Below are 11,976 nucleotides of genomic sequence, written 5' to 3'. Positions count from 1 at the left end.
GCAATTCCTCGGGCGGGAAGAGGCGGGAAGGGGCAGGTGAGACCGCAAGTCTGCGTCGCAAGGGTGAACCGTTTTAGCGCCATCGCCAGCAGGGCCGGGCCTTTGAAAAATAGACCGTTGCACGATTATCCGCAAAGCTTGTGACACAACGGCGTATCCGTCAGTTTTCCGACAAATAATGCTCCCTTTTTGGGCAATTTCCGGTATAGTGCGCGCCGGCCTTTAACCGGGCCGCGTTTAGGTAGCGCAATTCCCCGAAGTCAGCTTCGGCTGCACGTCCGCACAGCGGACTCTCCCTTGACGAATCTTTTTCATTCATTCGTTTTCGCAAATCCCCGCCGACAAAGCAGCCAGGGCGACTCTTGAGTCTTACACGGCATGCGCAGCTTTGGAGCATGGGTCTTTGCGGATGCACTTAGAGGCAGACCCATGACCCAGGAAACCGGCGGCTTCGCCGCTTTTAACCTTAATCCGAATATTCTTGCAGCCGTCATTGCGACTGGCTACGAAGAGCCTTCGGCTATTCAGCAGCAATCGATCCCGATCATCATGGCCGGCCACGACATGATTGGTCAGGCGCAAACCGGTACGGGTAAAACCGCCGCGTTCGCCCTGCCGATCCTGCATCGCATCGATCCTGCCAAGCGCGAGCCGCAAGCCCTGATCCTGGCGCCAACCCGTGAGTTGGCGCTGCAAGTAGCAACCGCTTTCGAAACCTACGCCAAGCAAATGCCGGGCGTTACCGTTGTGGCCGTTTACGGCGGCGCCCCTATGGGTCCACAACTGAAAGCAATCCGTAATGGCGCACAGATCGTTGTCGCCACGCCGGGCCGTCTGTGCGACCACTTGCGCCGTGACGAAAAAGTGTTGGCTACCGTGAACCATCTGGTTCTCGACGAAGCCGATGAAATGCTCAAGCTGGGTTTCATGGACGACCTCGAAGTTATCTTCAAGGCCTTGCCTCCAACCCGTCAGACCGTATTGTTCTCGGCGACCCTGCCGCAGTCGATCCGTGCAATCGCTGAGCGTCACCTGCGTGATCCGCAGCACGTGAAGATCCAGACCAAGACTCAGACCGTTACCGCGATCGAACAGGCTCACCTGTTGGTTCACGCTGACCAGAAGACCTCGGCTGTACTGAGCCTGCTGGAAGTCGAAGATTTCGACGCCCTGATCATGTTCGTACGCACCAAGCAAGCGACCCTGGACCTGGCCAGTGCCCTGGAAGCCAAAGGCTACAAAGCCGCTGCGCTGAACGGTGACATTGCTCAGAACCAGCGCGAACGCGTCATCGAATCCCTCAAGGATGGCCGTCTGGACATCGTTGTGGCGACCGACGTTGCTGCTCGTGGTCTGGACGTTCCGCGCATCACTCACGTTTTCAACGTTGACATGCCGTACGACCCAGAGTCCTACGTTCACCGTATCGGCCGTACCGGCCGTGCGGGTCGCGAAGGTCGTGCGCTGTTGCTGGTGACTCCACGTGAGCGCCGCATGCTGCAAGTGATCGAGCGTGTAACCGGTCAGAAAGTGGCCGAAGTTCGCCTGCCGGACGCTCAGGCCGTTCTCGATGCCCGCATCAAGAAACTGACCAACAGCCTGTCGCCATTGGTGGCTGATGCCGAATCGACTCACGGTGATCTGCTCGATCGCCTGACCGCCGACATCGGTTGCACTCCGCGTGCACTGGCCGCTGCGCTGCTGCGCAAGGCGACCAATGCTCAGGCGCTGACCCTGGCCGCGATCGAGAAAGAACGTCCACTGGTGCCGAACAACGCACCGCGTGGCGATCGTCCAGAGCGTACCGGTGATCGTCCGGACCGTGGTGATCGTGAGCGTCGTGCTCCGGTTCCATTGGCTGAAGGTCGTGCTCGTTGCCGTACCGCGCTGGGTGCGCGTGATGGTATCGCTGCCAAAAACCTGCTGGGCGCCATCCTCAACGAAGGTGGTTTGGCTCGTGAAGCTATCGGTCGCATCCAGGTGCGTGACAGCTTCAGCCTCGTCGAGCTGCCGGAAGATGGTCTGGAGCGTCTGCTGACCAAGCTGAAGGACACTCGCGTTGCCGGTAAGCAGTTGAAGCTGCGTCGCTACCGCGAAGATTAATCCGCTCTCGGGCTGATTGATCGAACATAAAAAATCCCCGACTGGTTCGGGGTTTTTTTTGCCTGCGTTTTGTTGTCCCTATAAATCCTGTGTTCGGCTGCGATACCTGTGGGAGCGAGCCTGCTCGCGATGGACGTGAACGATTACGTGTGCGGTCTGAGTAAGCGGGGTGCCTGTGCGTTTTTCGCGAGCAGGCTCGCTCCCACAATGTTTGGGTTAATCCGTTACCGGCCCGCCCCCCGCCGTAACCACATGCACGCTCATGCGCGGTGTCGCCAGGTCGAGCCCGGCTTCATCCGGGTGCGTGACAGCTTCAGCCTCGTCGAGCTGCCGGAAGATGGTCTGGAGCGTCTGCTGACCAAGCTGAAGGACACTCGCGTTGCCGGTAAGCAGTTGTAGCTGCGTCGCTACCGCGAAGATTAATCCGCTCTTGGGCTGATTGATCGAACATAAAAAATCCCCGACTGGTTCGGGGTTTTTTTTGCCTGCGTTTTGTTGTCCCTATAAATCCTGTGTTCGGCTGCGATACCTGTGGGAGCGAGCCTGCTCGCGATGGACGTGAACGATTACGTGTGCGGTCTGAGTAAGCGGGGTGCCTGTGCGTTTTTCGCGAGCAGGCTCGCTCCCACAATGTTTGGGTTAATCCGTTACCGGCCCGCCCCCCGCCGTAACCACATGCACGCTCATGCGCGGTGTCGCCAGGTCGAGTCCGGCTTCATCCAGATGCCGTTTGAGCGACAGGTTAAACGCCCGGGAAACCTCCCATTGCTTGATCGGCGCGGTCTTGAAGCGAGCGCGAAGAATCGCATTACCCGACTCGAAACTTTCCACGCCTTGAATTTCCAGCGGCGACCAGATGTTGCGACGTTGCAGCGGGTCGGTGCGCATCTTCTGCCCGACGTCGCGCATCAGTTTGATCGCGTTGTCGATGTCCATGTTGGAGGGCACTGCTACCCGGAAGATGGCGTAGCCGAATTCGCGGGAGTAGTTCTTGATGCTTTTGATTTCGCTGAACGGGATGGTGTGGACGATGCCATCGATGTCCCGCAGTCGCACGGTACGAATGGTCAGGCCTTCGACAGTGCCCAGGTGACCGCCGACATCCACGTAATCGTCGATGGCCAGCGAATCTTCGATGATGATGAACAGCCCCGTGATCAGGTCGGCAACCAGTGACTGTGCGCCGAAGCCGATGGCCAGGCCGATCACGCCGGCACCCGCCAGCAGTGGCGTAACGTTCATGCCCATGTTCGCCAGGGCGACGATCAGCGCAATGATGAAAATGGCCACGAACAACACGTTGCGAATCAGCGGCATCATCGTCTGCGCACGAGCATTGGCCAGGCCTTTGCGCGAGCGGGTGAGTGCGTGGTGCACGGCGGTGTCGCTGAGAATCCAGATCAGCCAGGCAAATATCAGCGTGCCGCCGAGGCTGAACAGTTTGACGCTGACTTCATGGCCGTCGCCTTCGGTAAAGCGAATCAGCGACAGGCCCCAGACCCGCAGGCCGAGTTCGATGAACGCCAGCCAGACAAGCAGATGGGCGAGGGTGTAGAAGAAGCTTTTCAGGCGATCGGAATACAATGCATGGCGCTTCGCGCCGCGGTGCGGTTTTAGGGCATGGCGGCGGACCAGTCCGTTGATGACCATGCATAACACCAGCAACACGGTGCAGATCAGCGACTGACGCAGTGCGGTGCTGGTGTCGCCGGCGGAGACGAAGGTGGCGAACAGTGAAATGCCCACCAGTACCAGCGCCGGCAAAAACCAGAAGGTTCCGAGAATGTCGATAGTGTCGCTCAACGCCCGGCGAGTGAGGCGGCGTGACAGCGGCTGATTGCGGATCAGGTGCGCAATGGGACGGCGGAACCGCAGGATGAACAGCCCGGTCGAGATCGCCGCCAGCACGTTGGCGAGCGTCGACGCGGTGTGCGCCAGGTGAGTGCCAAGGCTGTCGACCATTTTCGGATCGCTCAGGGCTTCACCGAAGGCGGCGAAACTGCCGATCAACCACAGCGGCCGAAAAGCCTGGTGCCGCAGGATATACAGGGCGCGGTGGCGGTGGGGACCGTCGAGCAAGGAAAAGGCAATCACGCAGATCGCTGAAAAACAGGTGCCGACCACCAATGCGTAGGCCAGCACCATGGCCAGGCTTTTGCCCAATGATGAGGGTAGGGCGTAGCTCATATAGACCGTTATCACCAAGGCAATCAGCCATGGCCCGAGTTTGCGCAGGGCGAAGCGCAACATGTCGAGGGCCTTGGGGTGCTGCGGCAGTTCCTCGGTCAGGCCGAAGCGCATGCGCACCCGGTGGCCGAGCCAGATCAGCGCAGCGGCCAGCAGACTCCAGACCATCAAAATCATGGCGAAGGCAAATATGATCGGCAGCCATTCATTGGCCGGCAGCGCCAGTTCCTTCAGTTCATCCTGGGCCAGATTGAGCTCTTCGGACCAGCGATTGAGCGGGCTGTCGGCCCCGGAAAACTGCTTTTCGAAACTGGCCAGGGTGCCACCGATCAAGCCCAGCACACCTTCTTCGGTGGTCGGCTGGGCTTTTTTAGTGGTGTCGCGCAACTTCTTCAGGTCCGTCAGCAGCTGGGTTCGTTGCTGGTCGTTCTCCAGCGACTTGATCACTTCGTCCAGCGATTGCCCCAAGGGCGCTTGTGCCTCTGGCTGGGCTTTCGCCGGGCTGTTAAGCAGGCTCGGCAAACTGACAGCCTGGGCAGGCGCCATCGGCAGCAGTGTCATGAGGCAGGCAAGGAGAAAACATGGCAGGGTAAAAAGACGAGCGAACACTAGGCGGTCAACCTTGAATGGGCAGATCGACCGAGTGTACGAGCCCGCCAAAATCAATGCGAGCCGGGGGTGAGGATTTATTCGTTGAGTTTGGCGAGAATCTTGAAAACCACAGTGGCGAGGATCGTCAGCATGCCGATCCACATCGCGAACACACCCGCGTTTTTGTCGCGAAAATTGAAGCCGACCGCCAGCATGATCATCCCGGCAAGAATCGGGACCAGCATGGCGTGAAAAGAGGACAACGAGATCATGGCGACTACCTTGTCGAAAGGGATAGTTAAAGTCTAGGTGGCTTTTGGCCCGCCGGGGTGCTGTCTGTAGGAGCGAGCTTGCTCGCGATGGGCGTGAACGATGGCGCATGCTGCCTGGAAAAATGCGTCGTCTTCAATTTCATCGCGAGCAAGCTCGCTCCTACAGGGGCGGTTACGGTAGCTCGCGGCAGGTGTAAAACGCGCTCAGCACTTTGACCAGGTGCGCCAGGTCATGGCTGCCGCACAGCTCGCGGATCGAGTGCATGGCGAACGTCGGCAGGCCGATGTCCACGGTGCGCACGCCCAGATGGCTGGCAGTGATCGGGCCGATCGTCGAGCCGCAGCCCATGTCGCTGCGCACCACGAAGCTCTGAACCGGCACTTCTTCGGCCATGCACAGATGGCGGAAGAAGCCGGCGGTTTCGCTGTTGGTCGCGTAGCGCTGGTTGCTGTTGACCTTGATAACCGGGCCTGCGTTGAGTTTCGGGCCGTGGTTGGCGTCGTGTTTGTCCGCGTAGTTCGGGTGCACGCCGTGGGCGTTGTCGGCCGAGACCAGCAGGGATTTCTGAATAGTCCGTACGAACTCATCACCTTCGGGCAGCAGGCGACGCAGTGTCTGCTCCAGCATCGGGCCATCGGCGCCGCAAGCGGAGCAGGAGCCGACTTCTTCGTGGTCGTTGGCGACCAGCACGCAGGTTTCGTCGGTTTCGGTGGTCAGCAAGGCTTGCAGGCCGGCGTAGCACGACAACAGGTTGTCCAGGCGCGCGCCCGCAATGAAATCGCCATGCAGGCCGATGACTGCCGCGCTTTGGGTATCGTAGAAGCTCAGCTCGTAGTCGAGCACGACGTCAGCGTTCAGGCCGTGTTCGCGGGCGAGTTGGTCGGTGAGGACGGCGCGGAAGTCCACGCGCTCGTCACCGGCAAATTGCGCAAGAATCGGCGGAAGCTCGGTCTGGGCATTGATCGCCCAACCCATGTTGGCTTCACGGTTGAGGTGAATGGCCAGGTTCGGGATGGTGGCAATCGGTGCCTTGAAGTCGATCAGCTGGCTCTCGACCTTGCCATCTCGGCGGAAGGTCACGCGGCCAGCCAGGGACAGGTCGCGGTCGAACCACGGCGCGAGGAGTGCGCCGCCATAGACTTCGACGCCCAGCTGCCAAAAGCCCTGGCGTTGCAGTTCCGGCTGGGGTTTGACTCGCAGGCACGGGCTGTCGGTGTGGGCGCCGACCAGGCGAATGCCGCCGTGCAACGGTGAATGACGGCCCATCTTGAACGCGACAATCGACGAATCGTTACGGGTGACGTAGTAACGACCGTTGGCTTCGGTCGTCCATGGCTCGCGCTCGTCGAGACGCTGATAGCCTGCCGCTTCCAGGCGCTGGACAAGGCTGGCAGTGGCGTGGAACGGGGTAGGGGAGGCCTTGAGGAAGTCGATCAGGCCTTGGTTCAATTCTTCGCGCATAAGTAGCTCCAGACAGCAATGGCGCCAGTTTACCGTATTGGTCACATAATTGGCGGCGGGCTGCTGTGGAAGATCCCTGTACTGTAGGAGCGTGCTTGCTCGCGATAGATCTGAGAACGCCGCGGGGTGTCAGGTTTCCAGCGTTATCGTTGACGACCTTCGCGAGCAGGCTCGCTCCTACAGTTTTGGATTGTATTGGTCTTTAAAACGGTGCAGGGCACTCGAAACGCAGGCGCTCACCGCTCTGGGGGTGAGTGAAGCTGAGCATGCTCGCGTGCAGGCACAGCCTTGGCCAGGCAGCCAGCGCTTGCTCATGGGCGTACAGCCCGTCACCCAGCAGTGGGTGGCCGATGGAAAGCATGTGCACGCGCAACTGATGGGAGCGGCCGGTGATCGGCGTCAGTTCAACGCGGCACCAGTCGCCACAACGTTCCAGCACGCGCCAGAACGTGAGGGCATGTTTGCCAAACTCATGGTCCACCACATGGCGCGGCTTGGTCGGAGGGTCGTAGCGCAATGGCAGATCGATGCTGCCACTGTCCAGTTCCGGTTGGCCCCAGCAGAGTGCGGTGTAGGCTTTTTCGGTTTCGCGGTCGTGAAATTGCCGAGACAGCTCGCGATGAGTGTCCGGGTCACGGGCCAACAGAATGATGCCGGAGGTTTCCCAATCCAGCCGATGGACGATTCGCGCTTCCGGATAGCCATTTTCTTGCAGGCGGGTAATCAGACAGTCCTTGTTGTCATCGGCCCGACCGGGCACAGAGAGCAACAGGGTGGGTTTGTTGACCACCAGCACGGCGGCGTCCTGATGGATGATGCGGATGTTGGACAGCGGCATTAAAACAGCCTCGTAACAAACGCCAACGGCGGCTCAGGCTTTCGCTGCCCCTTGTAGGCGCGAGCTTGCTCGCGATGGTGTGTCAGTAGACATCAATGCGTCTGACATACCATCGCGAGCAAGCTCGCTCCTACACGACGCCTGGAAGGCCTGAACCGCCGTGGCTCCCGCCGGATCGACTCAGCGATCAGGCAGGGTGATATTGAGTTCCAGAATCGAGCAGCTGCCCTGGTTTTCCAGAGCGACGTGCACGTCATCGGACCCGATATTGACGTACTTGCGGATCACCTCGACCAGTTCCTTCTGCAAGGCTGGCAGGTAGTCCGGGGTACTGCGTTGGCCGCGTTCATGCGCCACGATAATCTGTAGACGCTCTTTCGCTACCGATGCGGTACTTGGCTTCTTGTTAGCACGAAAGAAGTCAAAAATGTTCATTACCGGCCTCCAAACAGACGCTCAAAGAATCCTTTCTTCGTTACATCGAGAAACCGATGCTCCACGGTTTTGCCCAGCAGGCGATCGACCGCATCGCTGTACGCCTGACCGGCGTCGCTCTGATCGTCGAGAATCACCGGCACGCCGGAGTTGGAAGCCTTGAGTACCGCTTGGGATTCCGGAATCACACCCAGCAGGGTAACGGCCAGAATTTCTTTGACGTCTTCGACGCCGAGCATTTCACCGTCACTGACGCGTTGCGGGTTGTAGCGGGTCAGCAGCAGGTGTTCCTTGATCGGTTCTTCGCCGTTTTCAGCGCGACGCGACTTGCTGGCCAGCAGGCCCAGCATGCGGTCCGAGTCACGAACCGAGGACACTTCCGGGTTGGTCACGACAATCGCTTCGTCCGCGAAGTACATGGCCAGGTGGGCGCCTTTCTCGATGCCCGCTGGTGAGTCACAGACCACGAATTCGAAATCTTCTTTCAGTGCCATCAGCACTTTTTCTACGCCTTCGACGGTCAGCGCGTCTTTATCGCGGGTCTGACTGGCGGCCAGTACGTAGAGGTTTTCCAGGCGTTTGTCTTTGATCAGGGCTTGCTGCAGGTTGGCTTCGCCGTTCACAACGTTGACGAAGTCATACACCACGCGACGCTCGCAACCCATGATCAGGTCGAGGTTACGCAAACCAACGTCGAAGTCGACGATAACTGTTTTGTGACCGCGCAGTGCGAGGCCGGTACCGATAGCGGCGCTGGTGGTGGTCTTACCCACACCACCCTTGCCGGATGTAACCACGAGAATCTTGGCCAAGGTGTTTCACCCCTAAGGAAAAAGGACTTTTAGCCCCTGAAAAACATCTCTTGAAAAACTACTGCAGTCGGACAGCCTTGGATGGAATCCGGTCCTGGGCGGTGCTTACCTCCGGTAAACACTGCTTTTGGCCTTTTTCCTACTTCGTTTGAGCCGTTTTCGCTACGTTTTAGAGATGCTTGGAAAATGCGGCAGTATCCGTTAAAGCCGAATGATGTTCAACACATCGCCCGACAGACTGACTTGCACGCCGGCGCCCCATAAAGGGTCGCGACGCAAATCTTCAGAAACCTTGTAGTGGCCTGCAATGGAGACCAGTTCAGCACTCATTTGCTGACAGAAAATCCTGGCTTTCGTATCGCCTTTGACCCCGGCCAATACGCGTCCGCGCATAGGGCCGTATACATGGATGTTGCCATCGGCGAGAAGTTCCGCCCCCGGGCTGACGGACGAGATCACGACCAAATCGCAACCCTGGGCATAAATCTGCTGGCCGCCACGGACGGGCGACGTGATGATTTTCGTCGGTTTGACGGTGGGCTCCGGTGGTTTTTCCGGCTTTTTCTTCACTTGGCCTTCGAGCGGGTCAAGCGGGCGTTCCCGGGCACCGGACGGCGGCAGTACGGGCAGGTCGACTGCAATGGCGGCGGCGATGTCTTCAATCCGGCTGGCGCGGATCGCCAGGGTGCGCAAGCCATGCTGGCGACAGACGCGCATCAGGCCTGGCAGATCGATGGCGCCTTCACTGGCCGGGAGTTTGTCCAGGGCCAGCACCAGCGGTGCATTACTGAAGAAATTAGGCGCTTGGGCGACTTTGGCGGCCAGCTGCCGATCGAGGCTCTCGAGGTCGTTGCGGGTCAGCTCCAGCACCGTAATGGCGAGCATGCTGCCCTTCAACTGGAACACGGGATCTTGGACTAACGGTTCGGTTTGGCTCATGGTCGGCATACAACGACTTGTCACTAAAAGTGCCGAGACTTATAACGAGAACGCCCGCGAGCCGCAAGCCGGGTCGAACGATGTAGAATGCGCGGCCATTGTCTTGACGGAAGCTTTAATGGATCGCCCGCGTTTTCGAACAGCATTTCTTTCTCCGCGTTTTTGGCCTCTGTGGTGTGGCTTGGGGCTGTTGTGGCTGATTGTCCAGTTGCCATATCCGGCGTTGCTGTTTATCGGACGCGGCCTCGGTGCATTGATGTATCGAGTGGCAGGCGACCGACGGTGCATTGCCAAGCGCAATCTGGAACTGTGTTTCCCGGAAAAATCCGCGGACGAGCGCAAACGCCTGCTCAAGGAAAACTTTGCGTCCACCGGCATTGCATTCTTTGAAATGGCCATGAGCTGGTGGTGGTCGCGTCAGCGTCTGGCGAAGCTGGCCCATGTCCAAGGGTTGGAGCATTTGAAAAAAGCCCAGCGCGACGGCAAAGGCGTGATTCTGATGGCGGTGCATTTCACCACGCTGGAAATCGGCGCGGCATTGCTCGGCCAGCAGCACACCATCGACGGCATGTACCGTGAGCACAAGAATCCGCTGTTCGACTACATTCAGCGAAGTGGCCGCGAACGGCATAACCTCGACTCGTTGGCCGTGGAGCGCGACGACGTGCGCGGCATGCTCAAACTGCTGCGGGCGGGCCGGGCGATCTGGTACGCACCGGATCAGGACTACGGCGCCAAGCAGAGTATTTTCGTGCCGTTGTTCGGGATTCAGGCCGCAACGGTTACCGCCACCAGCAAGTTTGCGCGACTGGGCAAGGCGCTGGTGGTGCCGTTTACCCAGGAGCGCCTGGCCGATGGCAGCGGTTATCGTCTGGTGATCCATGCACCGCTCGAACATTTCCCCGGCGAGACCGAAGAGGCCGATTGCCTGCGGATCAATCAATGGGTCGAGGGCGTCTTGCGTGAGTGTCCTGAGCAATACCTCTGGGCGCATCGCCGCTTCAAGAGCCGTCCGCCGGGCGAGCCGAAACTGTACAAGAAACGCGGTTGAGTCGTTGATCCCCTTGAGCACCATGGAGTGTTGCGATGAGTCCTGCTGAACCGGTAACAGGGTTGATTCTTTCCGGCGGCGGGGCCCGGGCGGCTTATCAGGTGGGTGTGCTGGCGGCGATTGCCGAGCTGTTGCCGGTCGGTGCCAGTAATCCGTTTCCGGTGATCGTCGGCACTTCTGCCGGTGCGATCAACGCCGTCAGCCTCGCCAGTGGAGCGATGGACTTCCGTGGCGCCATCGAGCGCCTGACAGCTTTTTGGCAGGGCTTTCGCAGTCATCTGGTGTTGCGCAGTGACTGGCCGGGGGTCATTCATCAGGCCAGCCGCTTTGTTGGGCACAGCTTGCTCGGCATCGGCGCACAGGTTCCGGTGGCCTTGCTCAACAGCTCGCCGCTGCGCGAGTTGCTTAATGACAAGCTGCACATGAGCGGCATCGCCGATGCCATCGCGCAAAAGCAGTTAAACGCGGTAGCGGTCACGGCATTCGGTTACGAGTCCGGCCAGGCCGTCACGTTTTATCAGGGCGGTGGCACCATTGAAGCTTGGTTGCGCCATCGGCGCATTGGCATTCCGTCCCAATTGTCCGTCGAACATTTACTTGCCAGTTCTGCCATTCCGCTTTTATTCGCGCCGGTAAAAATCGGCGAAGAGTATTTCGGCGACGGTGCGGTGCGCCAGTCGGCACCCATCAGCCCGGCCCTGCACCTGGGCGCCAGCCGAGTGCTGGTGGTCGGTGTCAGCGGCAACCCTCGCGGGGTCGACCCACAACAGCCGCTGCAACGCGCCTATACCGGTCAACAGCCAACCTTGGCGCAGATCGGCGGGCACCTGCTCAACAGTACGTTCATCGACAGCCTGGAAAGTGATATCGAGCTGCTGCAACGTCTGAATCAGTTCAGTCATCTGCTTCCCGACGGCACGCCGACCCGTGCGCTGGGTGTGGCGCCGGTGGACGTGCTGGTGATTTCACCGAGTCAGCCGATTGATGAAATTGCAGCGCGACATCGGCAGGAATTGCCGGCGGCACTGCGCCTGTTTCTGCGCGGGCCGGGGGCGACCAAGACGAGCGGGGCGGGGGTGCTGAGCTATCTGCTGTTCGAGTCGGGGTATTGCAGCGAATTGATTGACCTTGGGCGGCGGGATGCGCTGGCCAAGAAGGATGAGCTGTGTCGGTTTCTTGGGTTGGTGGAGCCTGTAATACCTGCCTGATATTTGCGGTGTGGCCATCGCGAGCAAGCTCGCTCCCACAAGGGATCTTCAGCGCGACGAAGATCAATTGTGGGAGCG

The 11,976-nt window shown here is 59.5% G+C and carries 10 protein-coding genes and 1 pseudogene; 4 read left to right on the top strand and 7 right to left on the bottom strand.

Features of this window, described 5'->3' with window-relative positions:
- The first annotated feature begins 429 nt into the window (after positions 1-429).
- Positions 430-2,103 carry a DEAD/DEAH box helicase gene (locus tag AC1MDT_RS11920; protein ID WP_480422196.1) on the top strand — a complete coding sequence of 558 codons (1,674 nt, stop codon included), beginning with the start codon at positions 430-432 and terminating at the stop codon, positions 2,101-2,103.
- Between the two features lie 288 nt (positions 2,104-2,391).
- Positions 2,392-2,502, top strand: a pseudogene (locus AC1MDT_RS11915) (DbpA RNA binding domain-containing protein); the annotation flags it as partial.
- 240 nt (positions 2,503-2,742) lie between these two features.
- Here the strand turns inward: AC1MDT_RS11915 and AC1MDT_RS11910 are convergent.
- The 7 genes from AC1MDT_RS11910 to minC all read right to left on the bottom strand — a co-directional run bounded on the left by AC1MDT_RS11910 (position 2,743) and on the right by minC (position 9,639).
- The gene (locus AC1MDT_RS11910) at positions 2,743-4,899 is read right to left on the bottom strand and encodes a mechanosensitive ion channel domain-containing protein (RefSeq protein ID WP_480422195.1); all 2,157 of its coding nucleotides are present in this window, start codon (positions 4,897-4,899) and stop codon (positions 2,743-2,745) included.
- A 77-nt stretch (positions 4,900-4,976) separates the two neighbouring features.
- The gene (locus AC1MDT_RS11905) at positions 4,977-5,153 is read right to left on the bottom strand and encodes a hypothetical protein (protein ID WP_414905889.1); all 177 of its coding nucleotides are present in this window, start codon (positions 5,151-5,153) and stop codon (positions 4,977-4,979) included.
- A gap of 172 nt (positions 5,154-5,325) precedes the next feature.
- Complete coding sequence (locus tag AC1MDT_RS11900; protein WP_480422194.1) at positions 5,326-6,615, bottom strand: M18 family aminopeptidase; 1,290 nt, start codon at positions 6,613-6,615, stop codon at positions 5,326-5,328.
- Positions 6,616-6,817: 202 nt separating this feature from the next.
- Complete coding sequence (locus AC1MDT_RS11895) at positions 6,818-7,453, bottom strand: RluA family pseudouridine synthase (protein WP_008146175.1); 636 nt, start codon at positions 7,451-7,453, stop codon at positions 6,818-6,820.
- Positions 7,454-7,633: 180 nt separating this feature from the next.
- The gene (gene minE, locus AC1MDT_RS11890) at positions 7,634-7,888 is read right to left on the bottom strand and encodes a cell division topological specificity factor MinE (protein WP_007944431.1); all 255 of its coding nucleotides are present in this window, start codon (positions 7,886-7,888) and stop codon (positions 7,634-7,636) included.
- Positions 7,888-8,700: a septum site-determining protein MinD gene (gene minD / locus AC1MDT_RS11885; protein ID WP_150631077.1), complete on the bottom strand. Its 813-nt coding sequence runs from the start codon at positions 8,698-8,700 to the stop codon at positions 7,888-7,890. Before minD ends, minE begins: the two co-directional genes overlap by 1 nt.
- Positions 8,701-8,901: 201 nt before the next feature.
- Positions 8,902-9,639 (bottom strand): septum site-determining protein MinC, encoded by a 738-nt coding sequence (minC, locus tag AC1MDT_RS11880; protein ID WP_480422193.1) that lies wholly within the window; start codon positions 9,637-9,639, stop codon positions 8,902-8,904.
- A gap of 118 nt (positions 9,640-9,757) precedes the next feature.
- Here minC and AC1MDT_RS11875 point away from each other — a divergent pair, with 118 nt between their 5' ends.
- Both AC1MDT_RS11875 and AC1MDT_RS11870 read left to right on the top strand, forming a co-directional pair.
- On the top strand, positions 9,758-10,690 hold the full coding sequence (locus AC1MDT_RS11875) for a lipid A biosynthesis lauroyl acyltransferase (protein WP_480422192.1): 933 nt from the start codon (positions 9,758-9,760) through the stop codon (positions 10,688-10,690).
- 35 nt (positions 10,691-10,725) lie between these two features.
- Positions 10,726-11,898, top strand: coding sequence for a patatin-like phospholipase family protein (locus tag AC1MDT_RS11870; protein ID WP_480422191.1), 1,173 nt, complete (start codon positions 10,726-10,728; stop codon positions 11,896-11,898).
- Positions 11,899-11,976 lie beyond the last annotated feature (78 nt).

It is taken from the genome of Pseudomonas sp. ASL7, from assembly GCF_056680375.1.
The sequence above is the reverse complement of the archived record's forward strand: the minus strand, read 5'-3'. Positions and strand labels throughout refer to the sequence as shown.